The following is a 16,982-nucleotide window of genomic DNA, read 5'->3' as shown; positions in this document are numbered from 1 at the left end:
GAGTCGGTCTTGAGGTGGATGACGATGTGCTGGGTGACAGGCATCAGTTGGGCCCTCCTCAGGCTCGGTGAGCGGGCAGTCGGATTGGTGATCAGCGATGGATTCGGAGATCAGGGGCACCCCGTCGCCGGAGGCGCTGGCCGTCCAGCCGCACGCGCACCGGTAATCCGCGGTCGGAACGCGCAACCAGCAGCCGGGTTTCGAGGACCACTCCTGAGTGGAGCGGCCGAGATCGACCCGGAGGCCGGGCAGATCGTCCGACGGCCGCCCCTCGGTCATCGCCGTGCTCCGGAGCGGTACTTGGCCCCGTGGGCGGTGTGCGCCTGGCGGCAGGCGTCGTCGACCGGCTCACCGTTCCTGAGATGCCGCTGGTAGGCGGACTCGGAGCCGCAGAGAGCGGGCGGGCGTCCGGCGCGGCCTGCGCGTGCGGCTACCCGCCCCGTGTTGTATAGCTCGTAGCGCTGGCGTCCGTCGAGGCCACCGAAGATCCCGAACCGGGCCCTTGCCGGGGCGTCTCCTTCCGCCTCCATTACCCCTTCCAGGCACTCGGTGCGCATGGGGCAGGTCCCGCACCGGTCGCGGGCTTCCTTGCGCTCCGCGGGCTGGTCCGAGAACCAGAGGCGGACGTCGGCATCCGGGCGGGCGCAGGAGGGACGGGTGGACCAGTCATCGGAGCACGCATGGGAGTTGGGGGAGAGGTGGGATGCGGTCATGATGATCTCCTGGGGCGCTGGACGGCTTTGCAGGCTTCGCAGTACGCGCGGCCATCGGCCTCGTACCGGCCGTGCGCGGCCTGGTCGTGCCCGTGACGGCATGTGGCGGGCCGCTCGCCGCGTCCGGTGAGGTAGCGCAGCTGCTCGCGTGTCCGCATGCGGGCGGCCATATCGTCGACGTGGTCGGGGGCGACACAGTGTTTGAGGCCGCAGTCGGCCCGTACGTAGCCTTCGGGTTCCCGGCCGTGCTTGATACGGAAGGCGATGACGGCGGGACTGTAGGAGTTGGGCCAGTAGCGCAGAACCGGAGTGCCGGAGCGTGCGCGTTCACCCGTCCATTCCAGATGCCCGCCGTCGACGGGCCGGGTCCGGGCAGCCCACTTCTCTTCCAGAGAGAGCGGCTGGGCAGGGACGTTGGCCAGGCTGATGTCGCGGCGGATACCGGCGACACGGTGCCGGTCGCAGCGCAGCCGCCTGGCGATGGCCGTGTTGGACAGGCCCTCGTGAAGGAGCTCGACGATCTGATCGCGGGTGGCACTCACGAGGCCACCGACCTGTTCCGGCGGCGGGCCAGGGAGCGCAGGACCGCATGCTCGCTGACCCCGACCCGTGCCGCGATCATGCCGGTGTCGCTCTCCCCGGCTGCCAGGAGCCACTCGATCTCGCCGTGGGTCTCTCCACGAGGACGGTGCTCCATACCCATGTCCGGGCGGGCTTCCGGAGCGTCGATGCTCTCTTCATCCCAAGCCATGGGCGGTGGCCAGCCGTTGCGGGCAGCAAGGTTGCGTGCCCTGGTCGCGGACGGTTCGGGAACCCCGTGCCGTACGGGGTCGGCATCCCACAACCGGTTGTAGACGGCCGCCACGGAACGGGCATGGCGCGCGGTGACACGGGCCTGGCGCGCGAGATCGCCCACGAACAACGGGCCGACGCCCAGATGAGGAGCCAGGGCGCGGTGGGTCCAGCCTCGGGCGGTGAGTGCCTGGAGGCGACGGCGCGTTCCGGTGGCATCGACGAGCGCGCCGTCGGCGAGCAGGGCCGGCGCGGGCCGGATCGCCAGGAGCTTTTCCGCTGTGGAGCGCCGCACCGTCCTCAGCGGCGGCTTGCCGCTCATGGGGTACAGCAGCCGGGAGAGCACCGACGGGGTGACACCGGCGAGTTCAGCGATGCGCCGGTTGCCGAGACCCGCGGCGCGCACCCGGTTTACGTGATCCCGGACCGGTCCCGCATCGACCAGGGCCTGCCACCGGCCGTATGCCTGCTGGCGGCGCATGCGCCGGTTATAGTCCCGCCACCCGTCCATGCAGGCCAGGCACTTGCAGCCGTGGTACTTATAGCGGCTGATGTGCCCGTGAGGAGGCAGAGGGCGGCTCACGACAGCCTCCAGATCCGGATGACGGCGCCCGGCTCCGCAAGCGCGTCGAGCCCTTCACCGGGGTGGACCTTCCGGGCGGTGACCTCGACGATCCGCGAATCGTCGGCGATGGCCCCGCTGGTGGTAAGCGCGTCGAAGGTCGACCGCAGCAGCTTGTCGAGGTCGCCGCTGTCACGGGTCACCGGCCACGACAGGCGCCGCTTCGGCGCCGAGGCAGGCTTGCGGACGGTGAAGACGATCTCCACCGACAAAGGCCCGTCGAGCGGACCATCAAGGCCGCACCCGGCAATGGCCGCCTGGGCCGCAGCCTCGACGGCCGCTCGCCAGGGCGCCACGCGCCGGGACTGCTCGACCAGCCGGCCGCGCCCGACATGTCGCTTGCTGCCCTGCGCGGCCGGGCGGTGACCGCGGACGGTGACGATGAGGTCCGGTGCGGGGCCCGCCCCGGCCGCAGCCGGGACGGTCGTCACTGGTCCTCCCCAGCGCGCTGTACGGTCCAGCGGCGCATCCGCCAGACCAGCAAGGCCAGTTCGACGCTGACTGCCCACACCAGGGCCATCGCCCCGAGCAGTCCGACACCCCCGGCGAGCCATGCTGCGGCGTTCACGATGCCACCCCCGGCTCGCCAGCAGCGGGCGGAACCTTGGCCAATGTCCCGGCCTGGTCGACCAGTTCACGGCACATCGCGTCGTTGGCGTTCCCCAGCATCCGCAGCTGCTCGTCCAGCGACCTCCGGGCCCGGTCCGACAACTCCAGAGCGCGGCCACCGGGCGGCGCCGGACGGGGCCGCCGCAGTCCCGCAGCTTCCGCCCGGTACCGCGCGCACGCCCGCACCACGCGGTCGAGACGAAGGTCTGTGCGTGCGGACTCCGTGCCGTGCTCCTGCTGCGCGGTTTTGAGCAACTGCTCCAGCCGACGGACTTGTCCATCGAGGCGCCGGACATCGCCCTCCGCCTCAGTCAGCCGCCGGCGCAGCGCTCGGCGGGCCGTCTGCTCTGCGTCACGCTCCCGTTCGAGGTCTGCGATCTCGCGCTGGAGCTCGAAGATCTGCCCCCAGCGCGCTTGGACGCGAGCCCGCAGGTCGTTGTAGGTACGGCGGCTTACCGGCATCACGAGCCCTCCCTCGGGGCGGGGATGAGCGGCCACTCCGGGCGCACGCTCGCGGCTTGGTGCTCCTTGCCGGGCGTACTGGCGAAGTAGTCGGCGAGGCTGGCGGCCTGCTCGGCCGCCCACTCGATCTGCTTCTCGTGCAGGAAGTCCAGCGACGCGTTCCCGATCGCGGGCTCCTGCTGGGCGATGCGCCACGCGACCCGACACGCGGCAATCGCATCGGCGTCCGCGGAGTGCGCGCCGTCGAGCCGGACACGGTAGGTCTGGCAGAGGTCACTGAGCCTGCGGCTCCCGCGCCGGAACCGGTCGATCTTCTTGTCGATCACGAACGGGTCGATGACCCGCAGATCACCCAGCCGTTCGGCCAGCGGCGTCATCCCGTACCGGCGCGCCTCCCGGTCCAGCAACGTCAAGTCGTAGCAAGCATTCATCGCCACGACCGGGATACCGGACAGCACGACCTGGGCGAGAGCGGCGAGCACCTCCTCGACGACCTCCCGCAGGGCCGTGCCTTCAGCGCGGGCACGCTCAGTCGTCACGCCATGGATCGCTGCGGCCTCGGCGGGGATCTCCTCGCCGTCCACGTCGGAGAGCCACATCGAGGTCTGGGCGGGGTGACCGCCGCCGACCTGGACGACGCACGCGGTGACGATCCGCGCGGTCTCCGGATTCGTGCCGGTGGTCTCCAGATCGAACCCGGCCAGCCTTCCCAGGTGCCAGCTCATCGGCGGACCCCCAGCTTCAGCTCTCCGAGGAAGCCCCGCAGACGCTCGGCCGACGCGGTCGAGGGGTGCAGCCCGTCGTTGGAGGAGGCGAACTCCCTCTCGACCTGCTCCGTGGTCATACCGTGCTGGCCAGCGGCGGCGATGATCTGAAACCAGATGGCATCGACATCGTCGTCCTCGACGATCTCGGCTTCCTGCACCAGATCGGCGACCTGCTCCGGGGAGGCATCGCCGAAGCCGGCAGGGTCCAGCTCCCGCTCCACGCCGTCGAACGGCCTGTCCTGATGCGGCGCGGTATGTTGCCCCTTCTCCCCCGCCGCCCCGTTGGAGTTCCGCTCGGCCTTCCGCAGCTCCTCGCCGAGGGGCTTGAGCACGGCGCGGAGCCTGTCGTCGAGATGCCCGGCCTGCTCGGCCCGCTTCCACAAACCGCGGACGTCGTCAGCGGTCCTGGCCACTGCGGCAAGTGCCGCGTAATCCGGTCGACCGCCGGTGATCGCCACCCGCTCCGGTCCCTGAGCAACGGCGGCCGGGCTTCCGGTGATCTGCCCGGCCATCAGCGCGGACGGAGTGATCTCGACGTCGAGGATGGGGACCATGAAGCGCGTCGGCCCTTCCTCGCGCACGACCGCCTTCTCCTCCATCCCGAGCCACCCGGCCACGTACCCGCCGGCCTGCGCCAGCAGCTCGGCCGCGGGCGGCAGTTCGACGGCCGCGTAGTAGCCCTTGGACACCAGAAGCCACTGGCCCAGGGCCGGTACGTCGCGGAGCATGACGTTCACGCGGGTGGTAATGGCGCACTGCCGGTTGTCCGGGTTGCACATGCACGGCCGGTCGGACTTCTGCTCGGTCCTGCCGTCGCAGCGGCGGATGCACTTCGACCCGGCGTACAGCTCGTACCACTGGGATACCGCGTCCCGGGGCGGGATCAGGACCGGGAGCCGGTCAGTGGTGCTGAACACCTCGAACTCGGACGGGCCGCCGTTCGCCGGTGTCCAGGGCTGGACCTTGCCGCCGTACAGCGCGGCAACTTCTTCGAGGATGGGCCGGGAGGCACTGGTGAACCGGAACTTGTCGAGCTTCGCCGGGCGCTTGATCGGCTTCCCGGTCCGCCGGCTGACCTTGCCGGTGTCGACGACGTGGCCGATACGGATCTCGCCGAGCTGACGCATCCGGCGCTGGAGATCGATGATAGGCATCAGAGGGCCCTCTCTTCGCTGTCGGTGGGCAGGGTGAGCGCGGGGCGGATGACCTTCTTCGACAAACCCGACGTCCACTCGGCGGCCCGCTGGATCACCAGGAAGGCGCGGAAGACCTCGTCGTCACAGGTCACCGGGATCAGCCGGTAGCCCTCCGGACGCAGGTGCAGCACGACCCCGGTCGAGTAGGTTGCGGGCATCGGCACCTTCGTCCCGTCCCGCAGCCACGCCACGCGGGCGTTGCGGTACGCCGCCATCTGCAAGGCCGCCTCGGGATAGACCCCTTTGACGTCGAGCTCCCCGCCGGTCTTGGTGTCGCCCATGAACACGGTGCTCGCGGGCACCCCGTACTCCTTCGCCAGGAGAGGCGAGCGAAGCAGGTAGTCGAGCGTCCCGGCGTACCCGGCCTCGGAGGAGCCGACAACCATCTCGGAGGCCTCGAACTCGACCCGCCACTCCTCGACGAACCGCGTGAAGTGCCGCAAGTACGGCTGCATCTCCGGGTCATCGAGCAACTCGGCGGGCATCGGCTGGCCCAGGACATGGGCCTCGATCAGCCGGTGGACGGCGGTGCCGACGTCGGCGCGCTCGTCCTTCCTCCGGATGTGGGCCCGCTTCAACCACGTCGTCATCTCCTCGCGCTGTTCCGGCACACGGGACGCGGCAACGAGCTGAGGCAGATGGGCCATTGCGGTCTCGGCGGTGATGTTGCCCGCCCAGATGGTGAGGGCTTCGCCCTTGGCGCAGCCCTGCTCCAGAATGGTGGTGACGCGACGCAGCTTCTGACCGGTGACCTTGTCGCGGTACCAGCCCTGCGAGGGCTTCGGAATCCGGTCGGCGCCGGTCGGCTCGGGTACGGCGGCCTTGCGGCGGCCGGTGGCCGGGGCCGAAGCCCCGGCCAGCACGGTCTCCGTCATCCAGCACCTCCCCGCTCGGGGATGGAGCGGACGTCAGCCAGCGCCTGCCCATAGACCGCGCATCCGGGGCAGTACCAGCGCGCGGGCTCCCGCGACCCTCGGACGGCCACACGCACCAGACCGACGCGGCATCGGCCGAGCAGCCCGGCTTCGTCCCCGCAGCCCTCCGTGGGACAGTCGGGCCGAACCGGGGACTTCCCCGGGCACTGGGCGCCGGTCTTACCGCCGTTCCACGCCTTCGCGGTCGCGGATGCTCCCATCAGGCACCGCCCTTCGACGGGTTGAGGGTGTAGTGGATACGGTCCTTGTCCTCGTGATGCCGACGGAGATAGCCAGCGCGGACGAGGACATCGAGGTCGCGGCGCGCCGTCGCCCGCCTGGGCGCGCTGTGCCCGTTGACCTCATGGGCCCTCAATACGCGGTGCGTGGTCCACGACCCGCCCTGGCGCCGGATGGACGCCAGGAGGTCGGCAACTCGCGGACAGAGAGGAGGGATACTCACGCCGCCGCACCACCCTCCGCACGCTGACGCGGCAACCCCGCCGGGGGACCGAACTGCTGCGACCGGCGGGCAAGGAGCGCATCCAGCTGATCCCGCAGACGCTCCGCGTCGTCCCAGCTGACGGCCATCCTCGGGAGGCTCATGCAGGCCGCGTCCTCAACCGCTTCGACCCGAGCGTCCAGAACCGCGGGGTGCACATCGGCACCTGGGTGCGCGACGTCGGCCAGGTGCTCCAGCGCCTGGGCAACGTCGTCCTGCGCACCGGGCTCCTGCCACTCCGCGACGAGCCCGGTAATCGTGTCGTGCCGGATCTGATCGGCACGCAGGACGATCCCCAGTCCGTCCGAGGTGAGAGAAAAGGAGAGACCGGGCTTCCCATTGAGGCTCACCACCCGTTCACCTCCGAGTCGTACACGGACGCAACGGCCAGCGGCCTGACGAGATAGCCGGTGAACGTCCCATCGGCGAAGAGCTCCCGGGGAACCGCATCGGGGTCCTCAGAACGGGTCCAGCCGAACGCCTCGGCGGCGGTAGGCCCGAGTTCGTGCCGAGCATCGTGCTCACAATGGGCGCGGGCCGCACCGGGGTTGTCGTAGTGACCGAGATGGACCGAGTCGTACTCGGCACGGAACACTGCCGCGAAGCCTTCGGAGCCCGACTTCGGGGCCACGAGCATCTGCGCCGCGCCGAGCGCGTAGACGATCGTCTCGACGACGTTCGAGTTCGGGCTCGTCGAAGCGGCCAGCGCGGCATACGCGGCGCGGATCGCCGCCAGCTCGGCAGGGGTCGGCGACGCGCTCACCAGGCCACCGCCACGGGGGCGTTGCGCAGGCCTGCTTCGGCGGCCGGGAGCGCCGCGGAGACCCGGACCGCGACGGACGAACCGTCGGCACGAGCCGGGGTCGCCGTGAGCAGCGTCCACAGCCGCACGCCCTGCCACGTGGGGCTGATGCAGATCTCGCCGCCAAGTTCGGCAAGCCACTTGCCCAGGTCATCGATGCCTGTCACCGAGACGTACACCGCGTCAGGACGAGCGATGACCACCGGCGCGGGCAGGTTCGTGTAGCCGAGGAGGGCCTCGACGGCGCGCTCATTGTCGCGCTTGGCCGCAAAGGCAGCCGGGGGTGCCGGGGGGCTCTCGATAGGATGTGTGCTCACGGTGGAGCCTCCGTTTCGGGATTGGTGAGGTGAAGCCGGAGGGGTCGCGCCGGTGGCAGCCGGGTCAGCGGCCCCGTTTTGTCAGGCGGCCCGGGTGGGCCGCTTGCCAACGGCGTGGCGGCGGCGGGCGGCGGCGAGTTTGCTGGGTTGAGCGGGAACGCGGCTCAACGCGCGGATTTCGTCCCGGTCTTGAGCACTGAACTGCAAGGACTTGCCGAACCGGTGGTGCGGGAAGCCGCGGTGGTTGGCGCCATCCCGAAGCCATCGGACGCCGCATCCGATGGCCTTGGCTGCTTCCTCGGGGGCCATGAAGTCGTTGTGGGCGGGGGCGGAGTCGAGGGGCATGCTGTCTCCTCTGTGCGCTCCTCCTCCGTGGCGAGGAGCTGGTCGTCGTCGACGTGCAGAGCGGTGCGGAGTGCGAGGTAGGCCCCCCGGTCCCATGTGCTGCCGGACGCCGGTTTCGAGGCGCTGGAGGTAGCTGCGGCTGATCCCTGCCGCGTCAGCGGTTTCTCGCAGACTTCGTCCCTGGCGCATGCGGGTTCTGCGGAGTGCCGCCCCGTTCACCTTGAAGGCGGCTGGGGGTCTTTCCATGAACTGAATGTAGCGCCTATTTCTGGTAGCTTCTAGTAGTACCCAGTAGTAGCTATCAGAAGATGCCTGCTTCTGAGGTCGTGGGTGTGGGTGGACTGTGAGAGGGGCTGGCTGTTCCTGGCTGTTCCTGGCATCGCCTGCGATGATGAGCGGCATGACCACCTCGCCCGACGTGCCGGCCCTCGACCAGCTCGCCGCGCTCATCACGCAGCGGCGCCTACAGCTGGGCCTCAACAAGATTGATGTCGCGCGCGCGGCGAACCTCACGATCACCACGTACAGCCGCCTCGAAGACGGCAAGTCGGTGCGTGACGCTACCTACGGGAAGGTCGAGCCGGTCCTGGGGTGGGCGTCCGGCTCCTGTCTCGCCGTCCTGGGTGGTGCCTTGCCCGCCAGCATCGAGCCGTTGACGGCCGCGGGTGCTTACCTGTCGCCGATCGCACCCGGAGACCTGGCGCGAGACGTAGAGCAGGCGGTGCAGGACGCGGCCGTGGCCGTCACCGAGATGTCGGCCGCCGAGATCCGCGCGCTGAAGCAGCGCGTAGTCGACGAACTCCGCCGACGGGGCCGCATCCGTGGTGGGTCGCCCGAGAAGGGCTGAACTTCCGTGCTGTCGGAACTTGTTGATCCGTTTTACGGAATCATAACCATTGAAAGTCGTACCACTTGGGGTCAGGGGCATTACAACCGCCCCTTGCCATGCGAGGATTGGCGCTCACTTGGGAGGTTCCCTCACCCGTGAAGGGGGAGCCGTGTGCGACCTGCTCATTCTGGACCTCGGCCCTGGGTTTCTCGGATTCTTCGGCCGAGTCGATGGCAAAATTACCTGTGCCGCGACGCCGCGAGTCGAAAAGGATGCATTGGCACGACAAGCTGTGCGCGAGCTGATTCAACGTCAAGGGGGAGACTGCGATGCCTGCCGCGGATGTCTGATTGGTGCAGCTGGCTAGCTTGCAGTCGACGTGGGGTAAGACGGTAGGGGTGCCTGTCTAGCCGCCGCGACCCTGAAGGTGCTGATAGGTGCAAGGGGGACGTGTGCCGTACGTTGAGTGGCGAGGCAATAAATGCCGCGTCAAATGGTGGGCCGGCGAGTATCTGGCCAACGGCAAGAAAAAATGGGAAAGCGAAAGCGGTTTCACGGACGAAGAAACCGCCATGAACTACGGGCTGGACCAGGAGTATGAGGTTCGGCACGGCATCCACATCAAGACCAGTGCTGGCGACACGCTGATGAAGCACTACTGCTGGGACTGGTACGACGCCCAGGATTTGCGGTTCCATTCGCTGCGCACCTACAAGTCCATGCTGAAGCGCTGGATCGTGAAGCAATGGGGTGAGCATGCTGTCGCGGACATCACGGCGTTCGAGTACCAAGCGTGGAAGAAGAGTCTGAAGGCGCTGGCGACGGAGGGCAAGCTTTCGTCCACCTATGTCGACACGATCCTCATGGTGTTCGGCATGCTGATGAACGACGCGGTGGACCCGTATCACCTGCGCAAGGTATCGCCGGTGCCACGGGAGGCAAAGCGCCGGGGAAAATACACGAAGAAGGTGCGGGAGAAGAAGCGGCCCCTGGAGATCTCCGTGGTCCATGCGCTCGCCCGGAATGCTTACGCCGTGTGGGGCTACACGGGCTGGACCTACATCTGGACCATCGCGTTCACGGGTATGCGGCCGCCGGGGGAGATGTTCGGTCTCCGGAGAATCTACGCCTCGCCGACATGGCCACGCTCCGAACCTGATCTGGAGCGGCGGGATGAAGCGATGGTGCGGTACGAGAAGATGCACGCTCTGCGGGTACAGCACCAGCATCAGTGGATCAACGGCAAGAAGACACTGACTGACCCGAAGTACGACTCTCACCGGACCCTGGTCATCCCGCCTTTTCTCCATGAGATGCACAGCGCCCTCCTGGAATCCCACAACTCGCCATGGGTCTTTCCCTCGATGAAGGGGAGCTGTCTGCTGGGCGCGAAGTTCCACCGCGACTACTGGTATCCGATGCGCGACGGAGCGAAAGCGAGGACGGGGCGCCGGGACCGTGAACGCCCGGAGATCCCTGCGGTCAAGTCCATGGCGGGCAAGCGCATCTACCTGCTGAGGCACGGTCACAAGGAGTGGCTGGAGGAGGACGGCCACCCCGAGGTCGCGATGGAAGCGCGGATGGGTCACGAGATCGCGGGCGTCAGAGGCCTCTACGGCAACCTCACGCCGGGCATGGAGCTGCGCATCACCGAGACGCTGCAGGAGCGCTGGGAACATTTCGTTGGCCAGGACGGTGGCGTATGGATGCCGCCGATTCCCAGTCCTCTCCCAGTTGATCACTCACTGGCCGCGTAGCAGCAGGTCAAATGGCCGCGGCGTCACGGGCCTCGTCAACCCCTGCGTCAACTCCCGTGTCGACGCCTACCTCCTCGAAGGCAAGGTCGACCCCAAGGACGTGACCTGCACCCCGCACGCCGTCCCGGAACCGCCGAAGGCCGCCGCCGCGTCGTAACGGTTTCTGAACAGGTCGAAAGCGGTTTGAACGCAGCGCCCCGACTCCGTCCCGGAGTCGGGGCGCACGCGTGGGGGCATGGGCGGCGCGCAGGGGAATGCCATGGTCATTTCCCACTTGTTTCCCCGTTTCTCCGTGGGCGGGAGATACGAGCCCGCCGCTCCCCAAGCCGCCAACTTGGGAGGTTGGATTGGGCGCGGCCTGGAGAGCAGCGGGCAACCCGCGCGACGGCAGGCGGCGGTCTCATGGGTGAGCCATAGGGCTCACCGGGCCGCTGCCGCAGGTTGCTTGCTGCTGTAAGTAGTAGGGGATGGCTGGGGGTATGGCGATCGGGATGCGTTTTGTGGGCGAACCGACTTCGGCAAACCCAGCATGCGCCTACGCGCCTGCGCCTTCGGTATGTGATTCACCAAATGTCCCAAGGCGCTCCGAGCCGATGATGTCGACCACCGCGAGCAGTGCGCCGAGGTACTCGGCCGTCTTGCCAACACGGCCCCAGAACAGGATCGGATGACCCCACAAGATCAGATCCTGGACCGGTCGCCCCTGCCACCACAGGTGCCATGCGTGCAGGAAGCTCACTCCTACGTCGACCGCAACAAGGCTGAGCCCGAATTCCCTCCCATCCACTCATCGTGGCATCGGAATTTCCTTACGTGGAGGAGAGCCTCACGCCCTCCGGCCCCTCCGTTACACGGAGGCTCTTGAGCAGATGGGACAGGGGACGGTCGGCGAATTGCTCAGGTACGGCCACCTCGGCCACAAGTCGGCCATCTCCGGGGACTGGTCGGCAGGCGATGCCGCCAGTGGGATTCTCTTCGATTTTCGCAAGGGCGAGGATGGTTCCGTCCTGCTTGTAGGCCGCGTAGACGCGCATGGACGCCAGCCTTTCCTTAGGAAACCTCAATGGAGTTGAAGAGGAAGTCGGCCGGGCCGCCGTTGGTTCGCACTACCAGATCCCAGGAAAAGGTAAACCCGTCGGACCGGTCTAGATCGAACACAGACTTGTGCTCGATGACTCCGATGCGGGTTAGGTTTGTGCTGAGCTCGGTAAGTGCGACCTCGAATCGATTGAAGGTGTTCGCCTGCACGACTTTCTCGTCGGTGTGCCACACGTTCCATAGCACGTCCGTGTCCGTGGCCTGAGTCACCTCAGGCCCGCTGCGGTGAACGACTCCCATGAGCTGCTCCCTAGGCATGCTGGCCTACTTGTTAGGAGCGTCGCATTCCTGCGCGGACACGGATACTTGTTTCCATCGAATGGGTGAAGATTGCGGTGACTTAGCTTGACTCTGTCGGTGATCTCGGTGGTCTCGGTGAGAGAGCTTCCCCGGTCGTTGGTCGGCTACTGAGTCGTTCGATGTTGACGGCGATGGCCGTGAGGACGTGTTGAAGGTGGGCTTTGGGCTGGCCTCGGTAGCGGCAGTGGCGCATGCCGTGGCCGTGGGCGAACTCGTTGACGGTGCCCTTGACCCCGGAGCGGACCGCGTAGTGGGCCTTCCAGCCGGGGGTCTGCTGTTCGGCATGGACACGGACTTGCAGATCGCGGAGCTCTCGCGGTCGAGAAGCCCTCCTTCCGGCGGTGCTGGCGGGTGGGGTTGGCCGTCAGCAGGCTGCTGAAGGTGACCTGGTGTTCGCGGGCGGCGCGTTTTCTGTGAGGTTCTGTTCTGCGGAGCGCCAGGCGTGATTTTCGGGACCGGGCAGGTCTGGCGCGGGTGGTGTGCGGCCGCCTGTCGGCCGACACCCATGTGAACGTCGCCACGACGCTCCGGCCCTGCGGCGGACGAGAAAATACATTGGCCGGCCACCGCTGAACTGCGACGATGGCTCTGTTTCCCATACGGAGGGCATTTGTTCGTTTTCGTGTGTGCGGGGTGCGGCGCCAGGCTGACCACCCCGCTGTCCCAGGTTGCCCTGCCGATCCACGCCCACCAGAAGTACGGGAATGGGATTCAGCTCCCGGTGCTCATGGAACCGGGCACCTTCGCGGTGGATCCGGAGCCCTGGGGGCCGCCGTGGCGGAGGTGGGAGGAGATCGATCCGGACGAGGCGGCGGCCCGCGGCATCTACGCGCCGGTCTACGCCCTGTCCGGCGGCGCGCCCGGTGCGGTCGTCATCGCGCCCGGTGACGCCCGCGGCACCCTGTTGATCCCGGAGAAGGGCGGCGGATACTGCTGCGGCCTCGACGGGGCCGACGGCCCCAACATGGCCTGCCAGGCGTGCGGCCTGGCCGTGGCGAGCCGGATCGACGACTGCTCGCTCTGGCAGGCGGTGTGGCTCGCCCCGGATGCCGTGCACCGCCTCCCCGTCGAAGGTGACGGCGACGCACCGCTGTCCTGGGCGGAGCTGACGACGGAAGGAAAGGGCACACCCCCGTTCGAGCCGGTCGCCACGTGGGGATCGGCTCGAACAGGGACGAACCACTGGTGGTCATGGAGCCCGCGGTGGGAGGCGGCAGCCGGCCAGGCACTCGCCCACTTGCTGGCGGCATCGGAAGGCGGACCCGTGACCGTCCCGGATGGCCTGATCGAGGAGGTGTTCCAACGCGCCCTCGACACGCTGCTCCCCGCGGGCCTGCCCGCGCGGCGGGCCGTCCTGGCCGGACCGGGACTGGCCGCCCCCGACGCGGACGCCGACATCCTCCTCGTGCCAGCTCATCCGCAGACGGGGGAGACCTGGGCCCCGGTCGGCCCGGCCGCCTCGGCATACCCGGTGCCGCTGCCGTTCGGCGTGTGGCTGTGGCTGGCCTTCCCCGAGCCGCACCTGCCCGTCCCCGCGTCGGGCGGCATGCCCGACGGTGTCCTCCGTGACGATCCGCCCACGCCGCGCCCCCATTACCTGTTCCGGGCCGACCCGGGAGCGTTCCGGGACACCCTGGTCCGGCTGCCGACCGTCCGCAGCCCGTGGCTGCGCGAGATACTTGAGAACCTCACGTAGCCCGTCGCATCTGTTCCCGGTATGGGCAGCGCTCGCTCAGGCAAGCGCGGCTCGGATGCGTTCCCGGGTCCGGACTGTCATCTTCGCCGGCGTGGCTGCGAGTTCGGCATCGAGTTCGTGCAGCCGGTCGGTGACGCGGGTGGACGTGACCCGGCCGAGGAGGTCGAGCGCTGTGGTGGTGGTCGCGTCGGCGGCTTCGAGCTGTCCGGCCTGAACCTGGGCGCGGGCGAGCGCGATGTGGTCGAAGGCGCGGCTCCGGACGCGTTCGGCGGGGCGCAGTACGGTACCTGCACCGATGAGTTCGATGGCGCGGATCGCCCGGCGGGCGTCGTGGGTGGCTGCAACGGATGTGTCGGCCGATGTCGTGGATCATCCAGCCGATGACCGAGGCGAGGTCGGCGATGGCGACGAAGAGGGCGCGTCCGACGTCGCCGCTGGTGCGGCCGTTGGTGGCCAGGAGGGTGACGTCGTGCAACTGGCCGACGCCCACCGCAGTCTCACCCGCTGGATCACCGACGACACCAATCCCGGGAGCCGACCCTCGTGACCCCCACCTCCTCGTTCCAGGTGTTCGCCCTTGAGCCCTTTCCCGAGGTCAAGGAGGGCACCTCCATCACCTGTGCCATCACCGACACCCTCACCGGACAGGGGCAGGCCCTGGAGCCCGGGGACATCGTGGTCATCGCGTCGAAGCCCGTCTCCGTCGCCGAACACCGATACGTCAGCCTCGACACCGTCACACCCAGCGAGGAGGCCCTCGAACTCTCGGCGCGCACCGGCAAACCAGCCGAAGTCGTCCAGCTGATCCTCGACGAATCGACCACCCATTTCCTTGCCACCGACCACGGGCCGATCATCGCCCGGCACCGGCTCGGCTACCAGCTCACCTCAGCCGGAGTCGACCGCGCCGAGGACGGCGGCGCCTGGCTCCTCCCCGCCGACCCCGATGCCTCCGCCCGACGCCTGCGCGACGAACTGGCCGATGCGACCGGGACCAAGGTGGCCGTGGTCATTGCCGATTCCGACGGACGGGCAGATCGCCGCGGCGCCACCGTGATCGCCATCGGAGCTGCCGGCATCGCCCCGCTCCGGGTGACCGAAGCCCCCGGCAGTGGCAGACGACAAGAGGAGACGCTCGCCGACATGATCGCGGGCGCGGCCGGGGTCGTCCTCGGGCAGCGTGGCCGCGGAGCGCCTGTCGTGATCGTGCGCGGGGTCACGTACGTCACGAACGACGAGGGCGTGGCGTCTATGCTGCACCACCGCCCTTGACCACCTGAAGGTCACTCCGGCTGGCCGGTGTTCCTGCGGCGGCGTTTATCCAAAGCCTCGACCACCGTTGGTCCGTACCGGGCACGGTGCACTGCCGGGTCCCGGACTCGCTAGGTGTAGACGACCGGACGACCGTTGTACTCCCCGCCGAAGCAGAGGGAGCCGGTCGGGCTTACCGAAGAGTGCATGACCTGTCCGCCGCCGGCGACGCACTGCCTTGCACTGACGTACGGTGCCGCGGTAGCCGTCCCGGTGACACCGAACAGTGCACCTACCCCCAGTACCAGGACTCCCAGAAAACTCGCCACGTATCGCATCCCAACCTCCTTACGCAGAGAGCGGATTGCCCTGAAAGGGGGATGGTCGGCCGTTCAGGAGAGAAGTAAACACTTCTTACTCCTTTGTGTGGCATGGCCCGCCGGGTTCAACAAACTGTTCTGCCGGCGGGCCGTGCCCCCGGCGGTGTGGCAACGTGACAACGTCCAACTGTGGGCCCCCGGCCAAGGCCGGCCCGGCAACCAGGACCAGTGGCGGGTGTGCCGCGGCCCGGAGACGGGCGGCATCGCCGAGAAGCCGGCCGAACGCCGCTACGCGATGACCGACGGCCACCGGGCGCAAGGGAACGGTCCGGGCCCGGTCGCGCGTGGCCGGGACGGGTGGTGGTGTGCCGCCAGCCGGATGAGTGTCCGGCGCGGTCTCTTGCGGTGTGGTCCTCGCGCGCGATGGGCTCGGGCCGGGCACCCACGCGCCCGCAGGAGGCACCGATGTCCGTACGTACCGCCGTTCCGGCAGCCGCCGTGTTGCTCGTCCTTGGCGCGCCATCAGCGACGGCCGGCGAGTCCGGTCACGGGCGGCTCTTCCTGACCGTGTCCGGGGCGCAGAACACCTGGACGCGCGGGGTGCAGCTGACCTGTCCCGAGGCTGAGGGGCATCATCCGCACGGAACGGAGGCCTGTGCCGCGCTGCGCCGGGCGGACGGTGAGCCGGGGGCCGTGACCGGTGACAACCACCGCTGCACCCGCGAGTACGACCCGGTCACCGCGACCGCCGAGGGCGACTGGAACGGGCACCCCATCGTGTGGCACAAGACCTATCCCAATGCCTGCGCGCTGGACGCCGCGACGGGGCCGGTCTTCCGCTTCTGACCCGGCGCCCCGGCCGTCATGTTCTCCTGGCCGCCGACGCGCCTATCGTCAGCAGTCCCAGCACCACCCACGTGAACCACAGCCAGCCGTCGCTGCCGATCGTCACCGAATAGGCGGTCACCACGACGAGGGCGCCCACCGTCAGCCCCGCCATCGCCTTCGTCGATCCGGGCATGCCCGTACCTCCTCACGGCGGCCCGGACATACGGAAGGAACGCACAGGGGCCGCGGCCGTAAGACACATCGTCTCCCGGCCGCGGCCCCTGCCGCTACGGTGTCGCGCTACTGCCCCCGTGCCTGGAGCGACGCGAGGTAGGCGTTGTAGGCCGCCAGTTCCTTGTCGCCGTCGCGGTCCGCGGCCCGGTCGAGCCGCTTGGCCTGCCGCTGCTCCGAGCGGTACCACTGCAGGACGAGGGCCAGCAGCACCACGACCGACGGGATCTCGCTGAACGCCCAGGCGATGCCGCCACCGGCCTGCTGGTCCTCCAGCGCGTTGATGCCCAGCGACGCCGGCGGATGCATATAGGTGCCGACCATCGGCTCCGAGGCCATCATCAGGGCGATGCCGAAGAAGGCGTGGAACGGCATGCCCGCGAAGAGCTCCAGCATCCGCATCACATAGCCGGGCCGGTGCGGGCCCGGGTCCACGCCCATGATCGGCCAGAAGAAGACCAGGCCCACGGCGAGGAAGTGCACCATCATCGCGATGTGCCCGGTCTTGGACTCCATCAGGAAGTCGAAGAGCGGGCTGAAGTACAGCGCGTACAGGCTCGCGATGAACAGCGGGATCGTGAACGCGGGGTGTGTGATGACCCGCATGTAGCGGCTGTGCAGCAGCGCCACC

25 protein-coding genes and 2 pseudogenes are annotated in these 16,982 nt (G+C 68.5%); 7 read left to right on the top strand and 20 right to left on the bottom strand.

What is annotated here, in order from left to right; all coding sequences use genetic code 11:
- Positions 1 to 275: 275 nt before the first annotated feature.
- From ACWD4A_RS01845 to ACWD4A_RS01775, 15 genes and pseudogenes are all read right to left on the bottom strand, one after another.
- A complete protein-coding gene (locus ACWD4A_RS01845) occupies positions 276 to 713 on the bottom strand; it encodes a WhiB family transcriptional regulator (protein ID WP_451188047.1) in 438 nt (145 codons plus the stop codon).
- Positions 710 to 1,255 (bottom strand): hypothetical protein, encoded by a 546-nt coding sequence (locus ACWD4A_RS01840; protein ID WP_451188045.1) that lies wholly within the window; start codon positions 1,253 to 1,255, stop codon positions 710 to 712. The genes ACWD4A_RS01845 and ACWD4A_RS01840 overlap by 4 nt, the downstream gene beginning before the upstream one ends.
- Positions 1,252 to 1,986 carry a hypothetical protein gene (locus ACWD4A_RS01835; protein WP_451188042.1) on the bottom strand — a complete coding sequence of 245 codons (735 nt, stop codon included), beginning with the start codon at positions 1,984 to 1,986 and terminating at the stop codon, positions 1,252 to 1,254. The genes ACWD4A_RS01840 and ACWD4A_RS01835 overlap by 4 nt, the downstream gene beginning before the upstream one ends.
- Positions 1,987 to 2,084: 98 nt before the next feature.
- Positions 2,085 to 2,558 carry a RusA family crossover junction endodeoxyribonuclease gene (locus tag ACWD4A_RS01830; protein WP_451188040.1) on the bottom strand — a complete coding sequence of 158 codons (474 nt, stop codon included), beginning with the start codon at positions 2,556 to 2,558 and terminating at the stop codon, positions 2,085 to 2,087.
- On the bottom strand, positions 2,555 to 2,695 hold the full coding sequence (locus tag ACWD4A_RS01825; protein ID WP_451188037.1) for a hypothetical protein: 141 nt from the start codon (positions 2,693 to 2,695) through the stop codon (positions 2,555 to 2,557). Before ACWD4A_RS01825 ends, ACWD4A_RS01830 begins: the two co-directional genes overlap by 4 nt.
- Complete coding sequence (locus tag ACWD4A_RS01820) at positions 2,692 to 3,198, bottom strand: hypothetical protein (RefSeq protein ID WP_451188035.1); 507 nt, start codon at positions 3,196 to 3,198, stop codon at positions 2,692 to 2,694. The genes ACWD4A_RS01825 and ACWD4A_RS01820 overlap by 4 nt, the downstream gene beginning before the upstream one ends.
- On the bottom strand, positions 3,198 to 3,923 hold the full coding sequence (locus ACWD4A_RS01815; RefSeq protein ID WP_451188033.1) for an exonuclease domain-containing protein: 726 nt from the start codon (positions 3,921 to 3,923) through the stop codon (positions 3,198 to 3,200). Before ACWD4A_RS01815 ends, ACWD4A_RS01820 begins: the two co-directional genes overlap by 1 nt.
- Positions 3,920 to 5,119 carry a recombination directionality factor gene (locus ACWD4A_RS01810; protein WP_451188031.1) on the bottom strand — a complete coding sequence of 400 codons (1,200 nt, stop codon included), beginning with the start codon at positions 5,117 to 5,119 and terminating at the stop codon, positions 3,920 to 3,922. Before ACWD4A_RS01810 ends, ACWD4A_RS01815 begins: the two co-directional genes overlap by 4 nt.
- Complete coding sequence (locus ACWD4A_RS01805; protein WP_451188028.1) at positions 5,119 to 6,036, bottom strand: hypothetical protein; 918 nt, start codon at positions 6,034 to 6,036, stop codon at positions 5,119 to 5,121. Before ACWD4A_RS01805 ends, ACWD4A_RS01810 begins: the two co-directional genes overlap by 1 nt.
- Before the next feature lie 259 nt (positions 6,037 to 6,295).
- Complete coding sequence (locus ACWD4A_RS01800; RefSeq protein ID WP_451188026.1) at positions 6,296 to 6,538, bottom strand: hypothetical protein; 243 nt, start codon at positions 6,536 to 6,538, stop codon at positions 6,296 to 6,298.
- The gene (locus tag ACWD4A_RS01795; protein WP_451188024.1) at positions 6,535 to 6,930 is read right to left on the bottom strand and encodes a hypothetical protein; all 396 of its coding nucleotides are present in this window, start codon (positions 6,928 to 6,930) and stop codon (positions 6,535 to 6,537) included. The genes ACWD4A_RS01800 and ACWD4A_RS01795 overlap by 4 nt, the downstream gene beginning before the upstream one ends.
- The gene (locus tag ACWD4A_RS01790) at positions 6,924 to 7,340 is read right to left on the bottom strand and encodes a hypothetical protein (protein ID WP_451188021.1); all 417 of its coding nucleotides are present in this window, start codon (positions 7,338 to 7,340) and stop codon (positions 6,924 to 6,926) included. Before ACWD4A_RS01790 ends, ACWD4A_RS01795 begins: the two co-directional genes overlap by 7 nt.
- Positions 7,337 to 7,696, bottom strand: coding sequence for a hypothetical protein (locus ACWD4A_RS01785; RefSeq protein ID WP_451188019.1), 360 nt, complete (start codon positions 7,694 to 7,696; stop codon positions 7,337 to 7,339). Before ACWD4A_RS01785 ends, ACWD4A_RS01790 begins: the two co-directional genes overlap by 4 nt.
- Before the next feature lie 81 nt (positions 7,697 to 7,777).
- A complete protein-coding gene (locus tag ACWD4A_RS01780; protein ID WP_451188481.1) occupies positions 7,778 to 8,041 on the bottom strand; it encodes a hypothetical protein in 264 nt (87 codons plus the stop codon).
- Positions 8,042 to 8,152: 111 nt separating this feature from the next.
- Positions 8,153 to 8,287 (bottom strand): annotated as a pseudogene (locus ACWD4A_RS01775) (helix-turn-helix domain-containing protein); the annotation flags it as partial.
- Between the two features lie 154 nt (positions 8,288 to 8,441).
- On the opposite strand from ACWD4A_RS01775, the gene ACWD4A_RS01770 reads away from it, so the two are divergent.
- The 3 genes and pseudogenes from ACWD4A_RS01770 to ACWD4A_RS01760 form a co-directional block, all read left to right on the top strand.
- Positions 8,442 to 8,888, top strand: coding sequence for a hypothetical protein (locus ACWD4A_RS01770; protein ID WP_451188016.1), 447 nt, complete (start codon positions 8,442 to 8,444; stop codon positions 8,886 to 8,888).
- Positions 8,889 to 9,322: 434 nt separating this feature from the next.
- Positions 9,323 to 10,627 carry an integrase gene (locus ACWD4A_RS01765; RefSeq protein ID WP_451188014.1) on the top strand — a complete coding sequence of 435 codons (1,305 nt, stop codon included), beginning with the start codon at positions 9,323 to 9,325 and terminating at the stop codon, positions 10,625 to 10,627.
- Positions 10,599 to 10,784 (top strand): annotated as a pseudogene (locus ACWD4A_RS01760) (alpha/beta hydrolase); the annotation flags it as partial. The gene ACWD4A_RS01765 and the pseudogene ACWD4A_RS01760, both read left to right, overlap by 29 nt.
- Before the next feature lie 378 nt (positions 10,785 to 11,162).
- On the opposite strand, the gene ACWD4A_RS01755 reads toward ACWD4A_RS01760, so the two are convergent.
- From ACWD4A_RS01755 to ACWD4A_RS01745, 3 genes are all read right to left on the bottom strand, one after another.
- A complete protein-coding gene (locus ACWD4A_RS01755) occupies positions 11,163 to 11,366 on the bottom strand; it encodes a hypothetical protein (RefSeq protein ID WP_451188012.1) in 204 nt (67 codons plus the stop codon).
- A 311-nt stretch (positions 11,367 to 11,677) separates the two neighbouring features.
- A complete protein-coding gene (locus ACWD4A_RS01750) occupies positions 11,678 to 11,983 on the bottom strand; it encodes a hypothetical protein (protein WP_451188010.1) in 306 nt (101 codons plus the stop codon).
- An 82-nt stretch (positions 11,984 to 12,065) separates the two neighbouring features.
- Positions 12,066 to 12,326 (bottom strand): transposase, encoded by a 261-nt coding sequence (locus ACWD4A_RS01745; protein WP_451188471.1) that lies wholly within the window; start codon positions 12,324 to 12,326, stop codon positions 12,066 to 12,068.
- A gap of 309 nt (positions 12,327 to 12,635) precedes the next feature.
- On the opposite strand from ACWD4A_RS01745, the gene ACWD4A_RS01740 reads away from it, so the two are divergent.
- From ACWD4A_RS01740 to ACWD4A_RS01725, 4 genes are all read left to right on the top strand, one after another.
- Positions 12,636 to 13,721, top strand: coding sequence for a hypothetical protein (locus ACWD4A_RS01740; protein ID WP_451188009.1), 1,086 nt, complete (start codon positions 12,636 to 12,638; stop codon positions 13,719 to 13,721).
- Between the two features lie 295 nt (positions 13,722 to 14,016).
- Entirely contained in the window at positions 14,017 to 14,268 is a 252-nt protein-coding gene (locus tag ACWD4A_RS01735; RefSeq protein ID WP_451188006.1) for a hypothetical protein, read from the top strand.
- The gene (locus ACWD4A_RS01730; protein WP_451188003.1) at positions 14,265 to 14,993 is read left to right on the top strand and encodes a coenzyme F420-0:L-glutamate ligase; all 729 of its coding nucleotides are present in this window, start codon (positions 14,265 to 14,267) and stop codon (positions 14,991 to 14,993) included. Before ACWD4A_RS01735 ends, ACWD4A_RS01730 begins: the two co-directional genes overlap by 4 nt.
- A 764-nt stretch (positions 14,994 to 15,757) precedes the next feature.
- Complete coding sequence (locus ACWD4A_RS01725) at positions 15,758 to 16,138, top strand: SSI family serine proteinase inhibitor (protein WP_451188000.1); 381 nt, start codon at positions 15,758 to 15,760, stop codon at positions 16,136 to 16,138.
- Positions 16,139 to 16,154: 16 nt separating this feature from the next.
- On the opposite strand, the gene ACWD4A_RS01720 is transcribed toward ACWD4A_RS01725, so the two are convergent.
- Positions 16,155 to 16,313 carry a hypothetical protein gene (locus ACWD4A_RS01720; RefSeq protein WP_451187997.1) on the bottom strand — a complete coding sequence of 53 codons (159 nt, stop codon included), beginning with the start codon at positions 16,311 to 16,313 and terminating at the stop codon, positions 16,155 to 16,157.
- 107 nt (positions 16,314 to 16,420) lie between these two features.
- A partial coding sequence (locus ACWD4A_RS01715; RefSeq protein ID WP_451187994.1) for a cytochrome c oxidase assembly protein occupies positions 16,421 to 16,982 on the bottom strand: 562 nt, incomplete at its 5' end.

Source organism: Streptomyces sp. NPDC002537 (assembly GCF_053594975.1).
This window is presented reverse-complemented; position numbering and strand designations above follow the sequence as displayed.

Bases quoted from the DNA above. Each gene is read 5' to 3' on its own strand.
- ACWD4A_RS01835 (WP_451188042.1), bottom strand. From the start codon at position 1,986: ATGCGCCGCCAGCAGGCATACGGCCGGTGGCAGGCCCTGGTCGATGCG.
- ACWD4A_RS01780 (WP_451188481.1), bottom strand. From the start codon at position 8,041: ATGCCCCTCGACTCCGCCCCCGCCCACAACGACTTCATGGCCCCCGAG.
- ACWD4A_RS01815 (WP_451188033.1), bottom strand. From the start codon at position 3,923: ATGAGCTGGCACCTGGGAAGGCTGGCCGGGTTCGATCTGGAGACCACC.
- ACWD4A_RS01805 (WP_451188028.1), bottom strand. From the start codon at position 6,036: ATGACGGAGACCGTGCTGGCCGGGGCTTCGGCCCCGGCCACCGGCCGC.
- ACWD4A_RS01750 (WP_451188010.1), bottom strand. From the start codon at position 11,983: ATGCCTAGGGAGCAGCTCATGGGAGTCGTTCACCGCAGCGGGCCTGAG.
- ACWD4A_RS01720 (WP_451187997.1), bottom strand. From the start codon at position 16,313: ATGCCCGGATCGACGAAGGCGATGGCGGGGCTGACGGTGGGCGCCCTC.
- ACWD4A_RS01770 (WP_451188016.1), top strand. From the start codon at position 8,442: ATGACCACCTCGCCCGACGTGCCGGCCCTCGACCAGCTCGCCGCGCTC.
- ACWD4A_RS01810 (WP_451188031.1), bottom strand. From the start codon at position 5,119: ATGCCTATCATCGATCTCCAGCGCCGGATGCGTCAGCTCGGCGAGATC.
- ACWD4A_RS01725 (WP_451188000.1), top strand. From the start codon at position 15,758: ATGTCCGTACGTACCGCCGTTCCGGCAGCCGCCGTGTTGCTCGTCCTT.
- ACWD4A_RS01820 (WP_451188035.1), bottom strand. From the start codon at position 3,198: ATGCCGGTAAGCCGCCGTACCTACAACGACCTGCGGGCTCGCGTCCAA.
- ACWD4A_RS01845 (WP_451188047.1), bottom strand. From the start codon at position 713: ATGACCGCATCCCACCTCTCCCCCAACTCCCATGCGTGCTCCGATGAC.
- ACWD4A_RS01735 (WP_451188006.1), top strand. From the start codon at position 14,017: ATGAGTTCGATGGCGCGGATCGCCCGGCGGGCGTCGTGGGTGGCTGCA.